The organism is Enterococcus sp. S183_ASV_20 (assembly GCF_018919685.1).
In the GTDB taxonomy this organism is placed as follows: domain Bacteria; phylum Bacillota; class Bacilli; order Lactobacillales; family Enterococcaceae; genus Enterococcus; species Enterococcus faecalis.
This window is the reverse complement of record NZ_JAHLRI010000012.1, coordinates 31,754-54,641: the sequence shown is the minus strand read 5'-3', so window position 1 is coordinate 54,641 and position 22,888 is coordinate 31,754. Positions and strand designations below refer to the sequence as shown.

Below are 22,888 nucleotides of genomic sequence, written 5' to 3'. Positions count from 1 at the left end.
CACCTCATTTGTTTTTTTGTTTTTACTTTTTAAGTATAGCATTGGATATTCGTTTAGAAAAGGGAAGTTGTAGCGTTTTCTCTCAGCAAATGATTTTTATAAGAAAAATCTTACTTAGTGTTCTATTTTTGTTTGTCTATTTTCAGAAAGCTGTCGTGTAATCCGTACCATTCGCTCACAAAAAAGAGGCATTTCTTCTGGTGAAATTCGGGAACAGTTCAAGCGAATACTTCCACGTTTTTCACTAAAAGCTACACTTGGTGCTACCAAAACACCTTCTCGTAAAAACACTTGCCAATCTTCTGGCTTAAGTGCCCCTTGACGCCAATGTGCCCATAAATAAAAACCACCTTTTACTGGCGAAACTTCCCATTCTGGCAACGATTTAAATACTTGATACACATCTGTTGCTCGTTGTTCCACTTGTTTATTTAATAACGTAATTTTTTCAGAAAAAGAAGGATCTTCAATCGCCATTTTAGCGAGCATCTGCGGAAAAATACTCAACGAAACATCCATCATTTTTCTGGCTTCTGCAATTTGTTTCGTCACAGAGGCGGGCGCACTTAACCAACCAATTTTCGTGGTCGAACCTAAAATTTTTGACAACGAACCGATATACAAGACATTATCTGGATCTAATTTTTTTAAAGGAGGAATTTCTGTTTTCGGGATAAAACTTAGCTGCCCAAAAACATCATCTTCTAAAATAGGAACTTGATACGTTTGACAAACTTTCACTAGCTGTTCTCTTTTTCTTAAAGGCATCACTGTCCCAGTGGGATTTTGAAAGGAAGGATTAACCATAACCATTTTGATGCGATGTTGTCGGATTGTTTGTTCTAGCGCTTCAAGATCAATCCCTTCCTCTGTCATGGGCACACCAAATAAGCGCACACCAGCAGCTTGGAAAATTGGTAAGGCATAGAAGAAAGATGGATCTTCTACAGCAACACTATCTCCTTGTCTCAATAAAACTTGCAAAACTAAAAAAAGTGCTTGTTGCGCACCTGAAGTAAGCAATAAACTTTCACTTGGTAAATGAAGCTGATATTCCGTTGCTGTAATGGCTTGGATTTCTTTTCTTAACGGCAAATAACCTAATTCATCTTGTGCTTCCTCTTTTAAAAATTGTTTCCAATTTAATGCTGGAAAATCGAAACTGGGAATTAAGTCTAACGGCAACTCACCTGTATACATATCTAAGTCAGTCGGCAAATTTTGTTTAGCACGTAACTCAATCTCTGTCACCAAGGGATGAACTTGTTTGAACACATTTTGTTCTAAATAACGATGCCAATCCGTTCGTGGCGTCATCATTACCCCCCATTTCCCTTCGTTGACAATCGTTCCGCTCCCTCTTTTTCGCACAATCCAACCTAAGTCCACCAGTTCGTCTAATGCATGAACAACGGTTGAACGATTGACAGACAAGTACTCTGCCAGTTTACGTTCCGAAGGGATTTTTTCACCTGGTAATAATTCGCCTGTTTGAATCTTTTGAATAATCATTTCCATAATACTGCGATAAATGGGAACATTTTGTTCTTTTTTAAGTTGCCACATAGCAATCACCTCAACAATTGGATGAGTTAAAAGTAATCCAGTTCAATACTTTTGTCAATCGAAAATACAAGAAAAGTGAGACAGCCGTTTTGACGAATGTCCCACTTTTCTGTTTTACTATTAACAGGTTTGTCTCAATGTTTGTGTAAAAATGCTTGGATGGTGTTATAAAAGATTCCTGCGAACATAAAGATTAACCAACTAAACCGCCAATCCCCTAAAACAAAACTAATAAATAGATAGAGTGCAACAACTAAGGGCCAATAAACGGATGCAATAATTGCACCGACAGGATTTCCCACAGGTCCTTCCTCTGTTTTAGTTTGCTGAGGGGCAAAATCAGGATGACCAACATGTTCTGAATAAAAATAAGTTTCATTCAACAATTTATTAAAACTTCCTTTAATTACTCCACCAAATATAAACAAGAAGACACCAACCGATACTAAAAAGAAGAGCCAACTAATCCCCATCGTTCCATTATAATATTGTCCGCCCATCATTTGATGCATGGAACGGCGCATCATCAGATGAAGGCCACTACTAAAGACAACAACTGGGATTAAACCCAAAATACAAAAAACGACACCCGCTGCCATACAAAAAATAAATGATCGTTGAAAACTTTGTTCTCTTTGTGCAACTTCTTTTTTTAACTTAGTCGGAATCAATCGTTGCCCCAGTTGTTTGTCCATTGCAACAAACCGATTACCAGCAACAATAAATAATGGAACGCCAATTGCCACACCTATGAAAAGACAAACTAAACCGAGACCGTTAGAAAGAACACCACGCATACCAACCAGCAAGCCAACACTCACCATGATTGCAACAACACCAAGACCAATTTGAATAGCACCTTTACGTTGGACAGCTAAATAGTCAAGTCCTTCCTCCACTGAAATTTCTGGCAAACCGTTCATTGAATCGTTTGTTTCATCCACTTGTTTATTTTCTAAATTCAATTCTTCCATTAATTCATCAATAGTACCAAATTCAGAAATAATTGTACCAATTGCTTCATTTTCCGATTTTCCTTGGCTGAGCAAATCTTCATAACGATCCTCAGCATTTGCTAATAAGTCCGCCTTTAATTGTTTTGTTTCAGATGTTTCAACAACGCCTGAAAATAAGCTATCAATAAATTCTTCTATAATTTTCATTTTCCCATCTCCTTTACAAATGCTTCGACGACGTCTTTTGTTACTTCCCATTCTAGTAACTTTTCCTCTAAATAACGCTCTCCTGCATGGGTTATTTGATAATAGGTCCGCTTTTTGCCATGCGTTACTTCTCCTGGAAATGATTCAATGTAGCCATTTTTCTCTAAACGTGTAAAAGCAGAATAAAGTGTCGTTTCTTTAATCGAATATTGTTCTTTAGAAATTTCACGAATGCGTTTAGAAATCGCATAACCATATGAAGCGCCGGATTGTAAGATTGAGAGAATAAAGGTATCGTTGTATCCTCGAATTGCATCACTACCAATCACATAAATTCCTCCCTCAAGTACTTCAACTATCGTACTACGTCTGTCGTTGTAATTATCTTAACACGATTACTACGATAGGTAAAGTAAAAAAAGCACGTAATGCAGAAATCATTTTAATTTCTGCACTACGTGCTGTCTTCTTTTCAGTCTATAGTTGAATGTTAAATGGTATCACCATTAAAAATAGAATTTTTTACAATCACATAATCAACTTTACGAATCGCTTCTAAATCGCGACCTCCCGCGTATGAAATGGAAGATTGTAAATCTTGTTGCATTTCGACTAAAGTATCTGCCAACTTCCCTTTATGGCGTAACCAGATTTTTTTGCCTTCAACGTTTTTCTTTTCGCCTTTTTGGAATTCAGAGGCGCTACCAAAGTATTCTTTGTAAACAACGCCATCTTCCACTTTTGTTTCACCTGGTGATTCTTCATGTCCAGCAAATAATGAACCAATCATGACCATAGTTGCCCCAAAACGCACAGATTTTGCAATGTCTCCATGGGTCCGAATCCCACCATCTGCAATAATTGGTTTCCGAGCAGCTTTGGCACACCAACGTAAAGCCGCTAACTGCCAGCCACCTGTCCCAAAGCCAGTCTTAATTTTAGTAATACAAACTTTTCCTGGTCCAATCCCCACTTTGGTGGCATCGGCTCCAGCGTTTTCTAATTCGCGAACGGCTTCTGGTGTTCCAACATTGCCCGCAATAACGAACGTTTCTGGTAAAGATTTTTTCAAGTGTTGAATCATATTAATCACCGCATTTGAATGACCATGGGCGATATCAATTGTCACGTAGTCAGGAACTAAACCTTCTCGGGCTAACGTTTCAACAAAAGCGTATTCCCCTTCTTTCACACCCACACTAATTGACGTGATCAAGCCCTTTTGTTGCATTTTTTTAATAAATGGCACTCGGGCCTCTTCATCAAACCGATGCATGATATAAAAATAACCATTTTCAGCAAGGGTTTCCGCAATCGTTTCATCAATAATTGTTTGCATGTTCGCTGGAACGACAGGCATTTTAAACGAATGTTTTCCTAAAGTTACTGTAGTATCACATTCAGAACGACTATTCACGATACATTTATTGGGAATTAATTGGACATCTTCATAATCAAAAACTTTCATACTTACTGCCTCCTAGTTATTTACAAAAATAACGTAAAAACCGAACATTCGGCCGTTTAACGTTCGTGTTTAAAAACACCATTGTTAATTTACACTATTTATCGCCACTTGTCAAAGGCGTTTTAACGAAAATTAATCTTTTTACCCTTCTTGAACGTTTGGTAAAATGGCCTGCAATAAAATAGCAACAATTGAGGCAGTTGCCACGGGTGAACTAAACAAATATTGTAAAAATTGTGGTAGAGTTTCCAAAAACTCTTTTGGTAACAATGTCAACGCTAATGTCATAATAATCGGAACGGCAATTACATACATCTCTTTTTCATGAATTGTTACATCACTCATGACTTTCATTCCACTTACAGAAATGATGCCGCAAACAACCACAAAAACACCGCCGATAACTGGTGCCGGAATGGCCGAAATCAAGGTGGAAAGTTTTCCAGATAAGCCAAATAAGACAAACCACGCACCTGCAGCCACAAAAACCTTGCGACTAGCAACTCCAGTGATTGAAATAATCCCAGCATTTGTAGAGTAACTAGTTACTGGCGTGCCGCCAATGAATGAAGAAACTAAGCAACCTAAGCCTTCGCCAATTACGCCGCGATTAATTTTTTCTTCGGTCAAAGGTTCAGCGACAACATGACTCACAGCAAACCAAGTGCCTGTTGTTTCCGCCATTAAAACCAGATAAATAACTAACATCGTGGCAATGGCTGACCAATCAAATTGGAAAGAAAAGTTAACTAATGGTAACTGAGGCAAACTAAACCAAGCCGCTTCACTAACGGCTGATAAATCAAGTACCCCTAATAATTGTGCCGCGATGCTCCCAAATAATAATGCCAAAATGACAGAAGAAACGCGGAAAATCCGCCCTTTTTTCAAAGCAGAACCTAAGAGCGCAAAGAAGATCAACGTCCCCGCTGCTATAAATGCTAATAAAATATTTTGTCCTAATTCCCCTTTTGCATGGTAAATATTATCCGATAAAGCGACTGGCATTAACGAAAGCCCCACCACAAAAATAATTGTTCCTCCCACAATTGGTGGAACAAATTTAGTGATTAAACGATTAAAGATACCAGTAAATCCTAATATAATAACAACAATTGCCCCCACTAAACTAGCACCTAAAACTGCGCCCCAGCCATTTCCTTGTTGGTTATTGGCAAAATAAATTCCTGCAATTGCCCCGATTGGAATAAATGAAGGGCCTTGCGCAACTGGTAATCTCATACAAAAATGAGATTGAATAATCGTGGCAAGTCCTGCTGCTATGAATGTTGCTTGAATTAAAGAAGACGTTTGTGCTGTGCTAATACCAATAATTGAAGCAATGATTACAGGTACGACGTACACGTCCATTGCTAAGACATGCTGAATCCCTAACATAGTGGCCTGCCCAAAAGATACTGAATCTTCTGGCCCCACTGTTAAATGAAGATTATTTTGTTTCTTTTCACTCATTTTTTATACTCCTTTAGTTGCTGACATTAAATTTTTATCATGTACTTTTTCACCTTGTACCCAGACTTCTCGAATATTTTCTGGTCGTGCTAAATATAAGATTTTTTGGAAAATATCAAGCAATGATTCCCCTGGATTTTTAGGGATTCGTGCTTGTGACAAGCTTGTATTAATAATTTGAACATCCCAAGCATACCCTTTTTCTAATTTTCCAATTGGCAAACTTAGCGCTTGACCACCACCAGCAGTAGCTAAATAAAACGCTTCATTTACTGTAATCCGTGCTGTTTTAACACCTCGTACTTCTGGTTTTTTTGTAGCATCCACGCCATCTTCTAACATTCTAGAAGAAATAACTGCTTGCTTTAAATTGTCAAAAAGACTTGGTGAAAAACCACCTGAAAGATCACTACCTAAACCAACTTCTACTTGATGTTGATGTACTAATTTTGCAATCGGTGTTACTGCATTGCCAAAATAAGCATTAGAGATTGGGCAGTGCGCCACAGCCGTCCCTGTTTCATGGAATAAATTCATATCTGCTTCTTCTAAAAAGCCTGCATGTGCCATCACTGCTTTTTCTGTCAATAAACCAAAATCATTCAATGCTTGAGCATCATTTTTTCCAAAACGTTCTTGAACAAATTGATGTTCCCAATCACTCTCACTACAATGACTTTGAACATGGACTTGATATTTCGCTGCTAATTCTCCTAATCCTTTAAGTGCTTCTTCTGTACAACTAGGAATGAAACGCGGAGTTACAACGGGATACACGCCTTGTTTTGTTTGCTGCGCTAATGCTTGAATTTCTTGAATAAACCGTTCCGTTTCTTCTAATGCTTGTTGCGTTGTTTGATCACGATAGTATTCAGGATTCTCATTAAGATCATCCATTACAACTTTGCCAATTAAGCCACGCTGCCCTTTTTCCGCACAAATCTCTGCCAAACGACGGCTAGCTTCATAATGAATGGTTGCAAAATAAAGGGCTGTTGTTGTCCCATTAGCTAACAATTGGGTTACCAGTTCATCATAGACTTGTTGGGCAAATGTTAAATCTGCAAATTTGGACTCCAAAGGAAACGTGTACGTATTCAGCCATTCATACAATGGAATATCCAAGGCGGTCCCAGATTGTGCCCACTGAGGTGCATGGACATGTAAATCAACAAAGCCGGGTAAAAGATAAGAATCTTGGGGCAATTCTTGAAAACGTTGTGCCTCTTTTTGTTCTGCTAGCACAGTTTCATACGCTTCAGCATCTGGTTCAATTATTTCCTGAATTACTCCGGCCTCATCTATACAAAAAAGTGTCTCTTCATAAACTTTAATCTCTTGCAAATTTTTACTAGAAAAACCTGTTCCTTTTATTACAAAATGAAACATTTAATACTCCTCCTTACTATCACATGAAGATTATACATAAACTTTCGCTTAATAACTATAAAAATGTGATTTTTTTTAAAAAAATACGTGTTAAAACAAGCAAAAACCGAACATTCTAAGAATGATTTATTTTTTCTTTGGATAAACAAGAAAACTTTCTATTCTTAAGATTCTTCGGTATACTTGAAGAGAATCGTTAGAACTTTAGGAGGTCCTGAGATGATACAGATCGAACAAATTAGAACAGGTGTTATTCAAGAAAACTGTTATCTTGTTTATAATGAAGAAGCATTATTAATTATTGATCCAGGTGCAGAAGGAGCAAAACTAATTCAAGAAATTACCCGTTTAGGGAAGAAACCAGCCGCTATTTTATTAACACATACTCACTATGATCATATTGGTGCGGTAGAAGAATTGCGCCATCATTATCAAATCCCTGTTTATGTTAGTCCATTAGAACAAGCGTGGCTTTCCAATCCTATTTTGAATCTTTCAGGATTAGGCAGACATGATGATATAGCAAATATTATTGTTCAGCCCGCCGAACATGAATTTAAACTAACCGATTATGAAATTGGCGGCATGAAATTTTCCGTAGTCCCAACACCTGGTCATTCAATTGGTAGCGTCAGCTTTGTCTTTGATGATTTTGTTGTTGTTGGGGATGCATTGTTTAAAGGTAGTATTGGTCGTACCGATTTGCACACTGGTGATATGCAACAATTATTACACAGCATTACGACCTATCTATTCACTTTACCAGAAGAATTTCCTGTTTATCCAGGCCATGGTGATGCCACAACCATTCAACATGAAAAAGCCACAAACCCATTTTTTAATTAGAGATTTATTCACTATTTAAAGAAACTTAGGAGGAGTAGCAATGACTGAAGCAACGACACTTTATATTATTCGTCACGGAAAAACCATGTTTAATACGATTGGCCGTACCCAAGGCTGGTCAGATACCCCCTTAACCAAACAAGGAGAAGAAGGCATTTATCATTTAGGCTTAGGTCTTAGGGACATAGACTTTAAGGAAGCCTATAGTAGTGATAGTGGTCGTGCCATGCAAACCGCTCAGATTATTTTACAAGAACATCAAAACCACCAAAAGATTCCTTACCTAACCGATAAACGGATTCGTGAGTGGTGTTTTGGTTCTTTAGATGGTGGCTATGATGGTGAACTTTGGGGTGTGGTGCCACGCATTTTAGCTTTTAAAAGTTATGAGGACATGATGACCACGAAGATTACCTATCGTGATCTAGCAAATGCTATTATTGAAGCCGATACGGCTGACTGGGCGGAGCCTTATGAAGTTATCCGTGATCGTGTTTGGTCTGGTTTCGAAGATATCGCTCATCATCGAGAAAAAAATGGTGGCGGCAAAGTCATGGTGGTTTCCCATGGACTAACAATTTCCTTTTTACTTTCCTTAATTGATGCAAGTTTGCCTATGCAGATGGCGCTGGAGAATGGTAGCGTGACGACCTTAACTTACGAAAAAGGAACATTTACCATTCAAGGAATTAATGATAGTTCTTATATTGAAAAGGGAAAAAAGATCGCTGAAAAGCGCCGTTTATTGTAAAAAAAGAGAAGATTATCTGTCATTTTGACAGATAACCTTCTCTTTTTGTTTATTCTTTTAAACGTTCTACATTTTTTCTTGAGATTTGAATTTTTTCTAAGGTTTCCTTATAGTTTTTTGCTGCATAAGCAAAAAACAAAACATCAACTACATACAATTGTGCCACCAAGGAAACAGTAGCCGCACTTCTCAATGGCACGTCTTCCCCACTAGAGGTTTGAAGGACGATATCACTTTTTTCACCAATCACTGATTTTTCATCTTGTGTGATACTAATAATAGGAATCCCTTGCTGCTTCGCTAAATCAGCTAAAGTACTTGCTTCTTTATTCGTTCCAGAATTAGAAATAACAATAAAAACACTAGGCTTTTCTGTTGAGCCTAACATAGAAGCAAATAAATGATGGTCCAATGTTGTAAATACCGTTCGGCCTAATCGCGTAAACTTTTGATAAATATCTTGAGCAACCAACGAAGAGGCGCCCAACCCATAGACAAAAATTACTTCTGTTTTTTCCAACAAATCGACGGCTTCATTCACTGCGACATCCTCTAATGTCTGACCGCTTCGCTCAACCACATGAACAAAGCGCGCCTGTAACTTTTGTTTAATATCAGCTGTTGATTCCCCTTTAGTAACTTCAGTGTACATTTGCTGCTTCATTTGGCCAAGATTTGCAGATAATAAAAGTTTCAACTCTGTGAAGCCATTCACATCCATAGAATGACAAAAGCGAATAATTGCCGCTGGACTTGATCCTGCTTGTTTCGCTAGCTCTTGCGCATTCATTGAAATAACTGTTTCTGTATTTTTTAAAATATATTCTGCGATTTTCCGTTCTGATTTTGGTAATTGTTGTAGACGATCTTGGATAGATAAGACAATATTTTGTTGCATAAACACCCCTCCTGATACACCATTTCCTACGCAATTAAATTTTAACAAAGAAAAAGGGAGAAGCCAAGTTCTCCTTTTTTCTATTTATTATTTAGTTGTTTGCATATCTTTAGGAATCCCAAAGAATAACGTTGCTACAAAACCACCTGCGTAAGCGGCCAATAAACCTAATACATAAGCAAGCCATTGGTTGTTGGCAATTAACGGAATTAAAGCCACCCCACTTGGTCCAATAGCAATCGCACCAACATTACCGAAGGCCCCAATCACCGCACCACCAATACCACCGCCGATACAAGCAGTAATAAATGGACGTCCTAATGGTAAAGTAACTCCGTAGATTAATGGTTCACCAATACCTAAAATCCCAACTGGCAAGGCACCTTTAATCATTTCAACTAATTTTTTATCTGATTTACAACGAATCCATAATGCTAAAGCTGCACCGACTTGTCCCGCACCAGCCATGGCCAGAATTGGTAATAACAAAGTCATCCCTGTTTGATTAATCATTTCAATGTGGATTGGCGTCAAAATTTGATGTAAACCAAACATTACCATTGGCAAGAAGGTTAAACCAAGAGTAAAGCCAGCAACCATGCCACCTTTTTCTAAGACAACATTGATAATACCAACTAAGCCATTAGAAATAGCTCCGGCTACAGGCATGATTAAGAAAATAGTTGCTAAGCCAATCACTAAAAGTGAAATGGTTGGCGTTACGATAATATCAATTGATTCTGGGACAATTTTATGCAATTGTTTTTCTAACAATGATAATAACCATACGGCAAAAATAACACCGATAATTCCGCCTTGTCCTGCAGATAATGTTCCCCCAGTGAAAATATTACTGATTGGTGCATCTGGATTCATTCCTGTCAACATTGTGACTGCCCCAATAACACCACCCAATGCTGGCGTTGCACCAAAAACGCTGGCACTGTTAATCCCAGTGTAAAGAGCTAAATAAGCAAAAATCCCATTTTTAATGATATTTAAGACATCAATATATTGTTGCCATGAAGCTGAAATATCACCAGCAACAACTAAGTTAGACATAACAGCTGCAATCCCGCCAATAATACCAGCCCCAACAAAGGCAGGAATCATCGGAACAAAGATACTAGAAATGGCTTTTAACACTTTTTTAAATGGTGAAGTGTTATTTTGTTTCGCTTTTTGTTGTGCTTTCATTTGAGCGGCTTTTTCTTCTACTAAATCTTTTCCAGATTTGCCTGCTGCAGCATCAGTTGTGGTGCCATGATTAAATGGTTCTCCCAATTTGACACCTGCTTGATCTACCATTTCTTGTGCAACCTTGTTAACAGTCCCTGGACCAACAACTACTTGCAACGTATCATCTTCTACGACGCCCATAACGCCATCAATTTTTTTCAATCCTTCAATATCCACTTTGTCATAATCCCGGATATCCATACGAACACGAGTCATACAATGAATGACTTTGTCCACGTTTTCTTGACCACCAACTTCTTTATAAATCCCATCAGCAATGCGTTTAATTCTTTCTTCTGCCATGTTAAAACACCCTCCTAATTCCTTAATTTAATGTATTCTTGATAAATTGATTCCCGTCAATTAATTTTTGTGTTGCTTCTTCTTTAGTACTATCAGTTAAAATCATTACAATTGCTAACTTCACATTTTCTTCTGCTTCTACAAATTTTAGTTCGGCAACTTCATAACTACAACCCGTTGCTTCCATAATAATCCGTTTGGAACGCTCCACTAATTTTTCATTGGTTGGTTTTACATCAACCATTAAGTTATTGTAGACTTTCCCAATACCAATCATGGAAATAGTTGATAACATATTTAAAATTAATTTTTGAGCTGTCCCAGATTTCAAGCGAGTCGAACCTGTTAAAAATTCAGGTCCTGCATCTACTTCAATCGGCATTTGCGCATACTTACTAATTTCGGCATTTTTATTACATGCCACAGTTGCGGTAGCTGCTCCCACCGTTGTAGCATATTCTAAACCGCCAATTACATAAGGCGTCCGACCACTGGCTGCAATCCCGACAACAATGTCATTTGCTGATAGTTTTAGATCAACTAAATCTTGACGACCTAGTTCTTTTGAATCTTCAGCACCTTCTACTGCGACAGTCATTGCTTTTTGACCACCAGCGATGAGGCCTTGAACCATCTCTGGCTCGACGCCAAAAGTTGGTACACATTCGGCTGCATCTAAGACACCTAACCGACCACTCGTACCAGCGCCCATGTAGATCAAGCGGCCGCCTTGATTGAAGCTTTTGATGATGGCTTCTACCACTGGTTCAATGGCTGCTAATTCTTGACCCACTGCCATTGCAACTTTTTGGTCTTCTTGATTCATTTTTTGTAAAGCTTCTTTGACACTCATCTCATCTAAGCCCATTGTATTTTCATTTCTACGTTCAGTTGTTAAGTTTTCTAAATTCATTCTCTATCGTTCCTTCCGTGACCAGCGTAAATTGATTTCCTGCCTTGATTAACGGCAATATCGTTTGATCTTTTTCAATAATTCGTGTAATCGTATTGACTTTTTCATCTTTCAGCAAGTCCACCAGTGTGACTTGAATTTCTCCCATATAGCGACCATATTTTTCATTATCAATCGTTACGGTTCCCACTGGACGTGCTTCAGTCTGCTCTGACTCAATCGTTGCAATTTCATCTTTTCTGAACATTTCACTCGTTCTTGATAATTCACTTCGCAAAACATCTCTTGCAGCATCTAAACGATTGGTATGAGTCCCAAGTATTCGCTTCAAATAGCGGCTCTCGCTAGGTGCTACTTCTAACAGAAATTGATTGGTTTGGTGATAATAACCAAATTGAGCCATGGTTCGCTCACTAATTGTAGGATCACCAATATAAACAGCATCGACATAAGGATCAGCCATCAAACCAACGGCAGCGGCGAAAGGATTTTGCCCACGATGTTTTTCTAATGTTGGTAAACCAGCAAAAATTGGGCCTCTTGTTTGCCCATCTCCTGGCACAAAAGTAAAAACTTGTAAGCCTAATTCTTTAAGCCAGCGGTTCTTTTCATTAAAAAATGTTGTTCCAATGCCGGTTTCAGGTCTTGGATAATAATTATGCCAAGCTTCTAAGCGAGAAAAGTCCGCTTGGTGAGCCTTTAACTCAGCCACTTCTTCCAGTGTAATGGTACTAGCATTCAATCCTATATCAATCTTATGTGAAGCATGAGCCATTTGTTCTATCGTAATGCCGTAGTCCATCCGAAGGCCAGTTACGCCCAACTCGATTAAAGGCTCTAATTCATCGAAAGAAAAACCCGCTCTTTTTAACGCTTCACCTGAAATATCTACCATAATTTTCATTTTTTCTGCCTTAGCAATTGCCCCTAAATCAGTCAAGCGTTGGCGATAAAGAGAAGTATCATCTTCTGGAATGTGTAAAGAAGTGAAAATACCATCAAATCCAAGCGCTTTCATCTTTTTGATATAAATAATTGTATCGTTTGTAATCTCTTCACCAAGAAAAACTGAAATACCATACATCTTTTTAGCTCCTCTCTAATACGCTTTCATTATAACTTGTTTGAAATAAAATTTCAACTATTTTTCTAAATATTTTTTAATTCCAAAATAAAATTTTATTTATGTTCAAAAAAAACAGATATTCCTTTATAGAAATATCTGTCTAATTCATTAATTGGCTGTGGCAGAGCCAACTGGTGTACCAGCTGTAACCACGCCAGTTTTCTCTAACGAAAATTGTGTTACTTTATCCATGTTGGTAATAATGACAACCATTTCAGTTCCTTTACCAGCTGCTTTAATTGCTTCTAAATCAGCAATTGCGACCACCGTATCTGCAGTCACTTGGTCGCCTTCTTTCACTTTAATAGTGAACGGTGCCCCGTTTAACTCTACCGTATCGATACCCATGTGTAATAAAATTTCAAGACCGTTTGTCATTTTTAAACCAATGGCATGTTTTGTTTGGAAAACGCTTAAAACTTCTCCTTCAATAGGTGCATAAATTTCACCATTTTCTGGAACTACTGCATAGCCATCTCCCATCATTTTTTGTGAAAAAACAGGATCATTCACTTCACTAATTGGGATAACGGTTCCATTGGCAACGGCATACATTGTATTATTTTCGACAACTTCATTCTTTTTCTTCAAAAATCCAAACATTTCTCTTCCCCAATTTTTTAAAGTATCACTAGTATAGAAAAAAGTTTCATGAATTACAAGTGGCACCTTTGTATAATTCTAAAATTTATTTTAAAATAAGAATTTGCATTGGCATTTACTTTGTCAGCGGGTATACTTATACTTGATGTATTTTGCATTTATTTCAGAAAGGAATGGTGACATGCTTTTTGCTAACCTATGGAAAGCAATTATTCTTGGTATTATCGAAGGAATTACCGAGTGGCTTCCAATTAGTAGTACCGGACATTTAATTTTAGTGGATGAGTTTATTAAACTCGATCTAAGTAAAGATTTTATGGAAATGTTCAACGTCGTTATCCAATTGGGAGCGATTATGGCGGTTGTTATTTTATACTTCCACAAATTGAATCCTTTCTCACCAAAGAAAAATGGCGAAGAGAAAAAAGATACTTGGATTCTTTGGTCTAAAGTCTTAGTCGCTTGTTTACCAGCGGCAGTTATTGGTCTAAAATTTGATGATTATTTAGATGCACATTTTTATAACTTTTTAACAGTATCGATTATGTTAATTGTTTATGGGATTGCTTTTATTATCATTGAAAAACGAAATAAAAATGTTGCACCGAAGTGTACTAATCTAAAAGATTTCACTTATAAAGCCGCTTTAATCGTTGGTGCTTTCCAAGTACTGGCATTAATTCCAGGAACTTCACGTTCAGGAGCGACCATTTTAGGGGCAATCTTAATTGGGGCCTCACGTTTTGTTGCAACAGAGTTTTCATTTTTCTTAGGAATTCCAGTAATGTTTGGAGCAAGTTTTTTAAAAATCTTTAAATTCTTGGCCAAAGGAAATACGTTTGGATCAGAAGAAATCATTATTTTATTAACTGGCTCTATTGTTGCCTTCGTTGTTTCCATCATTGCGATTAAATTCTTATTGAATTACTTGAAGAAAAACGATTTTACAGTTTTCGGTTGGTATCGTGTAATTTTAGGTGCGATTTTAATTGGCTACTGGTTATTCTCATAAAAATAAAACCGTTGCTTTCACTATTGAAAGCAACGGTTTTATTTTTTTAAATCGCCAAACGTTATTCGCTCAATCCCCTGTTCTTCAAACCACTGACGAACACGAGGATCACAAATCGTTGCTAATTCTTTGCAGCGTAAAGTGGTATATGAAGAATTGTCTAAAACAAATTGATCCAAATACCCAACATCAAAATGCATCTCAGCAATTGCCGATTCCGGCATCCGTAATAAACCAAAGTCATCTTTTAAAAAATTCTCCACTGATACGCCTTCGTGAATATAAGATAACGCGCCAGACTCTAACAAATGTGTCACCTGAAAATAACCTTGTTGCGGTGGATATTCTTTTTCCCCACTATATTTCAGGGTTGTATGAAGTCCGTACTCTTCTGCTAATTCTAAAAATACGTGATCAACCACTTCATCCCCAATCGAATGGCAATCAAAATGTTCAGGATAATGTCCAGTTAGTTCCTTAAAGCGCGTCAATTGCGCAATCGTTTCAAGTCGTACTTCTTCATATACGAAGGTTACTTGCTTTTGTTGACGATAATAAGAAGAGCGATGAAAATTGCCTTGTTCATCTACCAATGAAGGAATCATACATGGGTCCGCACAAGGTTTCCCTAATAAAAAATTCGTATGCTGACCTACAAATAATCCTGGATAATTTTTTGCTAACGCAACGGCGTGTTCTGCTGTTGGTAAATTGGGCATCAAAAGTGTCGACGTCGTTAAACCATCGACATAACTTTTGATAATGCCATGATTAATCGCTTCTGACATCCCAAAATCATCAGCATCAACAATTACTTTAACCAACAGCTCCCCCTCTTTTCTTTACGTATTTTTGATGACAATTCCGACAATAATATTAACAGCTGATTCACAATCATTAATCGTGCGCTCAAGCTGATCATAAACATCTTTCCACTTGATAACTTTTAATAAATCTTTTTCGTTAGTCATCAAATCTTTCATGGCGCTACTGTATAATTTATCGCCTTGAGATTCAATCGTATTCACTTCATCAATCAATGAAACTAACGTTTTAGAATTCTTAAATTTTGCAAATTCCTTCGTTGCTGATTTAACGCCTTCTGTCGCTTTAACAATATAAGCAGTTAATTCTAGCGCGGGCGCAATCATTTCTTCGACAACTAAATGATCAAGTAAATAAGACAAACTATTAATGCTATCGATAATGTTATCTAAGTGATCCGTAATATCGACAATATCTTCTCGATCAATCGGCGTAATAAAGGAAATATAGAGTTCATTTAAAATTTTGCGAACAATTTCATCATTCTCTTTTTCCAATTGATGAATCGCTTCTGATTTTTTTACTAAGTTTTCTAATGAATAATTGTCTACAATTTCTTGCAAAACCTTTGCCGCTTCATAAGCATTTGTTGCTAACTGGTTTAATTCTCCAAAATAATCAAATTGTTTTTTACGTGCCATGTTTTTCTCTCCTTAAAAAATTGCAATAAATAATTTTGACATCACATAAGCGATCAGCCCACATCCTGGGAAAGTTAAAATCCATGCTATCAGCATTTCTTTCACGATACGCCAGTCAACACTTGAGATTCGCTTAGAAGCACCTACTCCCATAATCGCTGTCGTTTTTGTATGAGTAGTTGAAACTGGAATCCCAAAAGCCGATGCTAAAAATAAACAAATAGCCGTGCTTAAATCTGCAGTGAAGCCTTGATAGCGTTCGAGTTTTACCATATCCATCCCGACTGATTTAATGATTCTCATGCCGCCCACAGAAGTTCCAATGCCCATTGTAATGGAACACAGAACCATAACCCATAACGGAATCACAAAACCGCCACCTGTTTTTTCGACTAAATTATTATAAAAAAGCACTAACATGAACACGCCCATAAATTTTTGCCCATCTTGCGCACCATGTAAAAAAGCATTAGCTCCTGCACCAAAGGCTTGTCCAACTGTAAAAAATTTGTTGGCTTTTCTTCTAGGCACAGCCGAGAAAGCTTTCACAACAAGTTTGGCAATCAAATATCCGCCGCCAAAGCCCATAACGGTAGAAACAACTAGACCAACAAGCACTTTGATCCATTCCGAGCCATTGACTGCACCCAAACCACCTAATGCCATTGCCGAACCAGTCAAGCCGGCAATTAACGCATGGCTTTCACTTGTGGGAATACCAAAATACCACGCAGCAACTGCCCAAACCACAATTGAAAAAAGCGAAGCAGCCAAAGCCACCTGTGAAGCGTTTCCATTTGCGTCAAAACTAACAATGTTACTAATCGTTTCAGCTACTTGGGCATTAAAAAAGGTCATGACTAATGCACCTAAAAAGTTCATCACAACAGCCATCCAAATTGCGACATTCGGTTTTAACACCCGAGTCGAGACAGCGGTTGCAATTGCGTTCGGCGCATCCGTCCAACCGTTAACAAAAATTACACCCATTACCAAAGTAATCGTTACCAATAATGCAATACTCACAAAGACACCACCATTTTTCATTTATCTATTTTATCATAGCATGTTTTAAAAAAAATGTATGCTTTTTTCTTAAGGCTCTGGCAAATTTTCTTATTTTTTTCTTGAAATTGTCTGTTAAGGAAAAAAACTTGTCGTCTTTTATTGCAATGGAACAATGGATTAGGTATAATGATTACTGTTGAATTACATTGGCTGACCAGTGTAAAACCTAAATCATCGGAGGTGAAACAAATGCCAAATATCGAATCTGCAATCAAACGCGTACGTACAAGTGCTAACGCGAATGCGAAAAATTCATCTCAAACAAACGCAATGCGTACAGCAATCAAGAAATTTGAAGAAGCTGTAGCTGCTGGAGCTGATAACGTCGATGCTTTATACAACGAAGCTGTTAAAGCTGTTGATATGGCTGCAACTAAAGGTTTAATCCATAAAAACAAAGCTAACCGCGATAAAATTCGTTTAAGCAAATTAGCTAAATAATGTGAGATAGAAGTTAGCATTCATGTTAGCTTCTTTTTTCATAAAAAAATGTCCAAGTCTGTTTTCACAAAGACTCGGACATTTTTTTATAAAGGTGAATCAATCCACGGTAAATCCGTTGTGAGATGTTGACTAAATAATTTAGTCTCTTCTCGCAAAGCTAAACGTTGTTGTCGTCTCGTTTCATAATTGGAACAAATCAACTTTTCTTCTGCAGTTTCTGGGACGACTGCCGCTAATTGGAAGTCACTTTCGGGATTCATATGAGACGGAATGGCTACAAAAGTTGTAAAACAAGTCGCCGCTAAATAACGCTCTCCAGTTGTTAAATCTTCTCCTACAACTTTAACAAATACTTCCATCGATTTATGATGCACGCCAGAAACAAACGTTTCAACACACACTGAGTGATTTTCTTTTAAAGGTTTTAAAAAATTTAAGTTATCTAAAGATGCTGTAACTGCCCCTCTCCGACAATGTCGTGAAACGGAAATGGATGCGGCGTCATCAATTAAAGACATTAATTTCCCACCAAATAGTGCACCAAAGGGATTTAAATCAAAGGGAAATACACGATGTGTTTGAATCACTCGTGATTCTCGACAAAATTTTTCTTTCGTCATTAACGATTCCTCTACTTTCATTTATAAACTTTTCCACGCTTTACTTTAGCTTACTTTACCATTTGATGCAATCCTTACTTTTTAGGAAACATTTAAAAAATAACAAATTTGCAAGTCCCATTTATTCATTTTTAGGAAAGTTGCTGTATAATAATAACGGTTAAAGAACTTTTAAGGAGATGGATACACATGAAAATTGCAATTGCTGGTGCCGGCGCTATGGGCAGCCGTTTAGGAATTATGTTGCATCAAGGCGGAAATGATGTAACTTTAATCGATCAATGGCCCGCGCACATTGAAGCCATTCGTAAAAATGGTTTAATCGCTGATTTTAATGGAGAAGAAGTTGTCGCAAAACTACCAATCTTCTCACCAGAAGAAATTGACCATCAAAATGAACAAGTTGATTTAATTATTGCTTTAACCAAAGCACAACAATTAGATGCAATGTTTAAAGCGATTCAACCAATGATTACTGAAAAAACGTATGTACTATGTTTATTAAATGGCTTAGGTCATGAAGATGTACTAGAAAAATATGTGCCAAAAGAAAACATCTTGGTTGGCATTACCATGTGGACAGCTGGTTTAGAAGGACCGGGACTTGTTAAACTTTTAGGTGATGGCGAAATTGAATTAGAAAATATTGATCATTCTGGTAAAAAATTTGCTTTAGAAGTCGTTGATGTCTTCCAAAAAGCTGGTTTAAATCCAAGCTATAGTAGCAATGTTCGCTACTCTATTTGGCGGAAAGCCTGTGTCAATGGTACGCTAAATGGTTTGTGTACAATCCTTGATTGTAATATTGCCGAATTTGGTGCACTATCTGTTAGTGAATCCCTTGTTAAAACATTAATCAGTGAATTTGCAGCAGTCGCAGAAAAAGAAGCCATTCATTTAGATCAAGCAGAAGTCTATACACATATTACTCAAACTTATGATCCAAACGGTATTGGCTTGCACTATCCGTCTATGTATCAAGATTTAATTAAAAATCATCGTCTCACAGAAATTGATTACATTAATGGTGCTGTTTGGCGCAAAGGACAAAAATACAACGTAGCAACACCTTTCTGTGCCATGTTGACACAGCTTGTTCACGGAAAAGAAGAACTATTAGGAGCTAAATAATAAGAAAGTGCCAGAGACAATCGTTGTATGACGATTGTCTCTGGCACTTTCTTATTTTGCTTGCGCAGTCAATTTTAAAATAAATAATTGGAATAGTAATTCTTTATCCATTTGGCCCGTTTTCATGCGGTAATCATTTTCAACTAATTCATCATAAAGTCTTTCTAATCGAGACAATTCAAATCGTCGGACTTGTTGTAACGCTAACTTGACTCGATAAGGATGAACCTTTAATGTATCAGCGATATTCGCTTGTTGATAGCCCATCTTAGCCAAAATTTTTGTTTGTAGAAAAAGGCGAATCTGATTCAATAAGATTGCATTTAACTTAATGGTTTCTTCTCCTTGTAAAAGTAAATCTTCATACAATTGAACAGCTTTTTCACTGTTTCCAGAAAGTACTTCGTTGGTTAAGTCAAAAACATTATGTTCCAAAGACTTAGGGACTAATTCTTGAACCGCACCTCGTGTAATTGTCTTCGTTTCAAGGGCATATAAATACAGCTTCTGTAATTCTCCCATAATTTTTGATAAGTTCAAGTCTGTCAATTGAAGTAATAAATCAAAAGCATCGGAGCGAATAGTGTACCCTTCGCTCTCAATCGTTTGAGAAATGTACTGACGAATAGCCTTTTCATCCATTGGATTGACGTCAACCACTGTGGCATTTTTTTTCAATGCTTTGGTAACTTTTTTGCGTTCATCTAATTTTTCATATGAGGCCATAAAAACAAGAACAGTTGTTGGTGATGGACTTTCCAAATAATTCAATAAAAGATTGACATCATGTTCCACACCGTTTGTTTTTCTTTCGGCAGTTAAAAAGTAAGGATTTTCCACAAAGACAAGGCGATAATCACCAAAAAACGGAATTGTTTCCGCTTCAGCAATCGCTGCACTTAAAGGTGTTTCCTCCATATCAAATGAGAAAAAGTTAAATTGATCATCCTCTTCCGTCAACAATTCTTTCATCAATGTTGTTTTAAATAATTCAGTTAAATAAAGTTCTGTTCCTATTAATAAATACACTGGAGCGATTTTTTGCTCTCGCACTTCTTTCAAAGCTTTTTGTAACTCCATTGGCTCGCTCCTTTTCTCGTTTCTCTTGTTTATCCTATCATGTTACTTCTGGAAATACTAGTCTTGTTCTTTAACAAATTTGGCTTTAGAAAGCCCTTGCCAAGGTAACCATTGATAATAAATCATTCCTTGAAGATCGGTCCGATAATAATTTATTTTTTGCTCCTCCAGCGTCGCTAATGTCTCCTGATGAGGATGTTTAAAACGATTATTCAGTCCAGCTGAAATCAATGCTTCTCGCGGATTAAGCTGTTTGATAAATCTTTTAGTAGACGACGTTTTACTACCATGATGACCGACTTTCAAGATGTCGATTTTCAACTGGGGATAGCGAGCCAACACTTGTTCTTCTCCTTCGGCTTCCAAGTCACCAGTAAATAAAAAATGCCGTCCGCCTAATTGTGTGGAAAACACTATCGAGTCATTATTGCCCCCAATACTGCTCTTATTGGGCGATAAAATTTGAAGAGAAATGGGCCCATTAATTCGCTTGGGCGCTAAAATTGGCCGACAGTCTGTTCCGCTTTTTTGGAGTTGTTTCAAGACTTGGCGAAACGAAAAATTGGCTTCAGCTGCTCCTTTAGGGAAATAAAGAACAGAAATTGGAACCTTCTGCGCAATGGCTAATAAATCGCCAAAATGGTCTTCATGTGCGTGTGTGATGATCACTTCATCTAAACGTTTGACTCCTTGACTTTTGAGAAAAGGAATCACTGAATATTCCGCTCCTGATCGACTATTTTTCCGTTGCCGCCAAGCTTCTTTGTCAAAAGACAACCGACCACCTGTATCGATCAGTGTATTTTTTCTGTGAAAAGGCGCTTGGATAAACAAACTATCCCCTTGGCCTACATCGATCATTGCAACAATGCCAATTGGCGAAAGGTATTTACTATTTATCAAAACAATTAGTAGTCCGATTGAGAAAAAAGTTTTTTTAGACTTGTCTGCTAAATAAATCATTGAAAGTCCGATTAGTAATAACAAACTAATTTGTATCCAAGAATTTAAATAGCCGATGGTCAGCTTCGGATTTAAGTGAACTAGCACCCACTCAAATAAGCCATTCATTGTTAAAAATAGTGGTTCGAGCAAGGCTGCTAAATAACGTGCTGGCATAATAATCACTAGAAAAAAGCTCAACGTCAAAAGCGGTAACAAGAACCGTTCAAAAATTGGTAACAAGAGAAATGTTAAGAAACTTCCTAACAAGGGCCATTCATAAAATGATTGGACTAAAATAGGTAAGGAAGCCACAGCCAATAGGAAAGAGCCTAAACAATTTTTAATGAAAGGCGAAGAATAACCAACCAATGTTTGCTCTAAAAACAGCAGAACAAAGGAAAGTAAATAACTAAATTGACCGCCGACTGAAAAAAAGAGGGTTGGCTGAACAATCAAGTGCACTAAGAGAGTTAAACTCCAACAATCGAGGGCCGGAACCTGCCAATTAAACCGTCGATTGAACGTATTGAGGTTTGTTTGTAAAAGCGCCCGCATGACACTAACTGAGAATCCTGTTAAACCAGCATATATCAGAGAAAAACCGCATTGCCACAAAAAATAACTTTCTTGCGTTCGGCGAGCAATTCTTAGCATTAGCAAGCGAAATAAACGAAGGAAAAAAGAAACGTGCATCCCTGACAAACTAAAAAGATGCAAAATGCCTAATGCTGAAAATTTATCGCTTATTTCAGCAAATTCTTCATTACGAAAACCTAAAAGCAACGCATTCATGTACATTGCACTAGTATCACCAAAATTTTTCTGAATATGTACCATCGCCCATTTCCGCCAGCCGCTAATGATTTCTTTAAACCGCCAAGAAAAAAAGAAACGCGGTTGTCCTATCTCCTCAATGAATAAAATAGCTTCGATTCCTTGATTCTTTAAAAATAGTTGATAATTGAAGCCATTTTTGTTGGTTTGACCTTGGGGCGAGTCTAAAATACCTACAGCGGTTGCCTGAATGGTTGTGGCTAGTTGTTGCCATTGCTGTTTTTCTTTCACACTTTTTAATTGGTAAAATGCCATCACTTTCTGCCTTTTGCCTTTTACGATCCAATTGGCAGGAAATTTTACTTGATCACCATCGACTTGTATTTCATCTGGTAATATCGTTAGCTGTCCTGACAAGCGGACTTCTTTAGGCAACAAAGAGACTGGCTTTAACCACTGGAAAATCAATATGCCCCCTACTATTAAAAAACTGCACAAAAAACCTCCCAATATAACAGGAAAACTTTTTGTACAGACAATACGGATAACAGTGATAGAAAAAAGAAGAGCTCCTAATAGACTAGGTGCGAAAAAACACCACAGCCCACAA

Annotated in this window: 22 protein-coding genes; 5 read left to right on the top strand and 17 right to left on the bottom strand. The window is 37.4% G+C overall.

Annotated features, from left to right (window positions below):
* Positions 1 to 114: 114 nt before the first annotated feature.
* The 6 genes from KQI94_RS06380 to guaD form a co-directional block, all read right to left on the bottom strand.
* Positions 115 to 1,566 (bottom strand): PLP-dependent aminotransferase family protein, encoded by a 1,452-nt coding sequence (locus KQI94_RS06380; RefSeq protein ID WP_002368973.1) that lies wholly within the window; start codon positions 1,564 to 1,566, stop codon positions 115 to 117.
* Between the two features lie 134 nt (positions 1,567 to 1,700).
* On the bottom strand, positions 1,701 to 2,729 hold the full coding sequence (locus tag KQI94_RS06375) for a permease prefix domain 1-containing protein (protein WP_002368972.1): 1,029 nt from the start codon (positions 2,727 to 2,729) through the stop codon (positions 1,701 to 1,703).
* Positions 2,726 to 3,058: a PadR family transcriptional regulator gene (locus KQI94_RS06370; RefSeq protein WP_002356722.1), complete on the bottom strand. Its 333-nt coding sequence runs from the start codon at positions 3,056 to 3,058 to the stop codon at positions 2,726 to 2,728. Before KQI94_RS06370 ends, KQI94_RS06375 begins: the two co-directional genes overlap by 4 nt.
* Before the next feature lie 161 nt (positions 3,059 to 3,219).
* Positions 3,220 to 4,197 (bottom strand): GMP reductase, encoded by a 978-nt coding sequence (gene guaC / locus KQI94_RS06365; protein ID WP_002356720.1) that lies wholly within the window; start codon positions 4,195 to 4,197, stop codon positions 3,220 to 3,222.
* 141 nt (positions 4,198 to 4,338) lie between these two features.
* Positions 4,339 to 5,670, bottom strand: a complete 1,332-nt coding sequence (locus tag KQI94_RS06360) for a nucleobase:cation symporter-2 family protein (RefSeq protein WP_002359736.1) — start codon at positions 5,668 to 5,670, stop codon at positions 4,339 to 4,341.
* 3 nt (positions 5,671 to 5,673) lie between these two features.
* On the bottom strand, positions 5,674 to 7,059 hold the full coding sequence (gene guaD, locus KQI94_RS06355) for a guanine deaminase (RefSeq protein WP_002367060.1): 1,386 nt from the start codon (positions 7,057 to 7,059) through the stop codon (positions 5,674 to 5,676).
* 219 nt (positions 7,060 to 7,278) lie between these two features.
* Here guaD and KQI94_RS06350 point away from each other — a divergent pair, with 219 nt between their 5' ends.
* Together KQI94_RS06350 and KQI94_RS06345 are read left to right on the top strand one after the other, a co-directional pair.
* Positions 7,279 to 7,905, top strand: coding sequence for an MBL fold metallo-hydrolase (locus KQI94_RS06350; RefSeq protein ID WP_002356716.1), 627 nt, complete (start codon positions 7,279 to 7,281; stop codon positions 7,903 to 7,905).
* A 40-nt stretch (positions 7,906 to 7,945) separates the two neighbouring features.
* The gene (locus tag KQI94_RS06345) at positions 7,946 to 8,656 is read left to right on the top strand and encodes a histidine phosphatase family protein (RefSeq protein ID WP_002368970.1); all 711 of its coding nucleotides are present in this window, start codon (positions 7,946 to 7,948) and stop codon (positions 8,654 to 8,656) included.
* Positions 8,657 to 8,705: 49 nt separating this feature from the next.
* Here the strand turns inward: KQI94_RS06345 and KQI94_RS06340 are convergent, their stop codons facing one another.
* From KQI94_RS06340 to KQI94_RS06320, 5 genes are all read right to left on the bottom strand, one after another.
* Positions 8,706 to 9,554, bottom strand: coding sequence for a MurR/RpiR family transcriptional regulator (locus KQI94_RS06340; protein WP_002382748.1), 849 nt, complete (start codon positions 9,552 to 9,554; stop codon positions 8,706 to 8,708).
* Positions 9,555 to 9,641: 87 nt separating this feature from the next.
* On the bottom strand, positions 9,642 to 11,096 hold the full coding sequence (locus KQI94_RS06335) for a PTS transporter subunit EIIC (protein ID WP_002368969.1): 1,455 nt from the start codon (positions 11,094 to 11,096) through the stop codon (positions 9,642 to 9,644).
* Positions 11,097 to 11,118: 22 nt separating this feature from the next.
* Positions 11,119 to 12,009, bottom strand: coding sequence for an N-acetylmuramic acid 6-phosphate etherase (murQ, locus tag KQI94_RS06330; protein WP_002356712.1), 891 nt, complete (start codon positions 12,007 to 12,009; stop codon positions 11,119 to 11,121).
* The gene (locus KQI94_RS06325) at positions 11,984 to 13,093 is read right to left on the bottom strand and encodes a MupG family TIM beta-alpha barrel fold protein (RefSeq protein WP_002368968.1); all 1,110 of its coding nucleotides are present in this window, start codon (positions 13,091 to 13,093) and stop codon (positions 11,984 to 11,986) included. Before KQI94_RS06325 ends, murQ begins: the two co-directional genes overlap by 26 nt.
* A gap of 150 nt (positions 13,094 to 13,243) precedes the next feature.
* Positions 13,244 to 13,804, bottom strand: coding sequence for a PTS glucose transporter subunit IIA (locus KQI94_RS06320; RefSeq protein WP_216454342.1), 561 nt, complete (start codon positions 13,802 to 13,804; stop codon positions 13,244 to 13,246).
* 115 nt (positions 13,805 to 13,919) lie between these two features.
* Between KQI94_RS06320 and KQI94_RS06315 the strand changes: the two genes are divergently transcribed.
* Complete coding sequence (locus tag KQI94_RS06315; RefSeq protein WP_002356708.1) at positions 13,920 to 14,750, top strand: undecaprenyl-diphosphate phosphatase; 831 nt, start codon at positions 13,920 to 13,922, stop codon at positions 14,748 to 14,750.
* A 38-nt stretch (positions 14,751 to 14,788) separates the two neighbouring features.
* Here KQI94_RS06315 and KQI94_RS06310 read toward each other — a convergent pair whose 3' ends face one another.
* Genes KQI94_RS06310 through KQI94_RS06300 form a run of 3 tightly spaced genes read right to left on the bottom strand, consistent with a single transcriptional unit; the run spans position 14,789 to position 17,263 of the window.
* Positions 14,789 to 15,574, bottom strand: a complete 786-nt coding sequence (locus KQI94_RS06310; protein ID WP_002368966.1) for a ChbG/HpnK family deacetylase — start codon at positions 15,572 to 15,574, stop codon at positions 14,789 to 14,791.
* An 18-nt stretch (positions 15,575 to 15,592) separates the two neighbouring features.
* Positions 15,593 to 16,216, bottom strand: a complete 624-nt coding sequence (locus tag KQI94_RS06305; RefSeq protein ID WP_002356705.1) for a DUF47 family protein — start codon at positions 16,214 to 16,216, stop codon at positions 15,593 to 15,595.
* A gap of 12 nt (positions 16,217 to 16,228) precedes the next feature.
* Positions 16,229 to 17,263 carry an inorganic phosphate transporter gene (locus tag KQI94_RS06300; RefSeq protein WP_002356704.1) on the bottom strand — a complete coding sequence of 345 codons (1,035 nt, stop codon included), beginning with the start codon at positions 17,261 to 17,263 and terminating at the stop codon, positions 16,229 to 16,231.
* 210 nt (positions 17,264 to 17,473) lie between these two features.
* Here KQI94_RS06300 and rpsT point away from each other — a divergent pair, with 210 nt between their 5' ends.
* Positions 17,474 to 17,725, top strand: coding sequence for a 30S ribosomal protein S20 (gene rpsT / locus KQI94_RS06295; RefSeq protein WP_002356703.1), 252 nt, complete (start codon positions 17,474 to 17,476; stop codon positions 17,723 to 17,725).
* A gap of 86 nt (positions 17,726 to 17,811) precedes the next feature.
* On the opposite strand, the gene KQI94_RS06290 is transcribed toward rpsT, so the two are convergent.
* Positions 17,812 to 18,369, bottom strand: coding sequence for an acyl-CoA thioesterase (locus KQI94_RS06290; RefSeq protein WP_002382741.1), 558 nt, complete (start codon positions 18,367 to 18,369; stop codon positions 17,812 to 17,814).
* A gap of 168 nt (positions 18,370 to 18,537) precedes the next feature.
* Here KQI94_RS06290 and KQI94_RS06285 point away from each other — a divergent pair, with 168 nt between their 5' ends.
* Positions 18,538 to 19,479: a ketopantoate reductase family protein gene (locus KQI94_RS06285; protein WP_002389990.1), complete on the top strand. Its 942-nt coding sequence runs from the start codon at positions 18,538 to 18,540 to the stop codon at positions 19,477 to 19,479.
* Positions 19,480 to 19,530: 51 nt separating this feature from the next.
* On the opposite strand, the gene holA is transcribed toward KQI94_RS06285, so the two are convergent.
* Positions 19,531 to 20,559 carry a DNA polymerase III subunit delta gene (gene holA, locus KQI94_RS06280; protein WP_002364451.1) on the bottom strand — a complete coding sequence of 343 codons (1,029 nt, stop codon included), beginning with the start codon at positions 20,557 to 20,559 and terminating at the stop codon, positions 19,531 to 19,533.
* Between the two features lie 57 nt (positions 20,560 to 20,616).
* Entirely contained in the window at positions 20,617 to 22,881 is a 2,265-nt protein-coding gene (locus tag KQI94_RS06275; RefSeq protein ID WP_161797649.1) for a DNA internalization-related competence protein ComEC/Rec2, read from the bottom strand.
* Positions 22,882 to 22,888: the final 7 nt, after the last annotated feature.

Excerpts from the sequence above, each read along its gene's own strand:
- KQI94_RS06380 (WP_002368973.1), bottom strand. The coding sequence starts at position 1,566 with ATGTGGCAACTTAAAAAAGAACAAAATGTTCCCATTTATCGCAGTATT.
- KQI94_RS06375 (WP_002368972.1), bottom strand. The coding sequence starts at position 2,729 with ATGAAAATTATAGAAGAATTTATTGATAGCTTATTTTCAGGCGTTGTT.
- guaC (WP_002356720.1), bottom strand. The coding sequence starts at position 4,197 with ATGAAAGTTTTTGATTATGAAGATGTCCAATTAATTCCCAATAAATGT.
- KQI94_RS06360 (WP_002359736.1), bottom strand. The coding sequence starts at position 5,670 with ATGAGTGAAAAGAAACAAAATAATCTTCATTTAACAGTGGGGCCAGAA.
- guaD (WP_002367060.1), bottom strand. The coding sequence starts at position 7,059 with ATGTTTCATTTTGTAATAAAAGGAACAGGTTTTTCTAGTAAAAATTTG.
- KQI94_RS06350 (WP_002356716.1), top strand. The coding sequence starts at position 7,279 with ATGATACAGATCGAACAAATTAGAACAGGTGTTATTCAAGAAAACTGT.
- KQI94_RS06345 (WP_002368970.1), top strand. The coding sequence starts at position 7,946 with ATGACTGAAGCAACGACACTTTATATTATTCGTCACGGAAAAACCATG.
- KQI94_RS06340 (WP_002382748.1), bottom strand. The coding sequence starts at position 9,554 with ATGCAACAAAATATTGTCTTATCTATCCAAGATCGTCTACAACAATTA.
- KQI94_RS06335 (WP_002368969.1), bottom strand. The coding sequence starts at position 11,096 with ATGGCAGAAGAAAGAATTAAACGCATTGCTGATGGGATTTATAAAGAA.
- murQ (WP_002356712.1), bottom strand. The coding sequence starts at position 12,009 with ATGAATTTAGAAAACTTAACAACTGAACGTAGAAATGAAAATACAATG.
- KQI94_RS06325 (WP_002368968.1), bottom strand. The coding sequence starts at position 13,093 with ATGTATGGTATTTCAGTTTTTCTTGGTGAAGAGATTACAAACGATACA.
- KQI94_RS06315 (WP_002356708.1), top strand. The coding sequence starts at position 13,920 with ATGCTTTTTGCTAACCTATGGAAAGCAATTATTCTTGGTATTATCGAA.
- KQI94_RS06305 (WP_002356705.1), bottom strand. The coding sequence starts at position 16,216 with ATGGCACGTAAAAAACAATTTGATTATTTTGGAGAATTAAACCAGTTA.
- KQI94_RS06300 (WP_002356704.1), bottom strand. The coding sequence starts at position 17,263 with ATGAAAAATGGTGGTGTCTTTGTGAGTATTGCATTATTGGTAACGATT.
- rpsT (WP_002356703.1), top strand. The coding sequence starts at position 17,474 with ATGCCAAATATCGAATCTGCAATCAAACGCGTACGTACAAGTGCTAAC.
- KQI94_RS06290 (WP_002382741.1), bottom strand. The coding sequence starts at position 18,369 with ATGAAAGTAGAGGAATCGTTAATGACGAAAGAAAAATTTTGTCGAGAA.
- KQI94_RS06285 (WP_002389990.1), top strand. The coding sequence starts at position 18,538 with ATGAAAATTGCAATTGCTGGTGCCGGCGCTATGGGCAGCCGTTTAGGA.
- holA (WP_002364451.1), bottom strand. The coding sequence starts at position 20,559 with ATGGAGTTACAAAAAGCTTTGAAAGAAGTGCGAGAGCAAAAAATCGCT.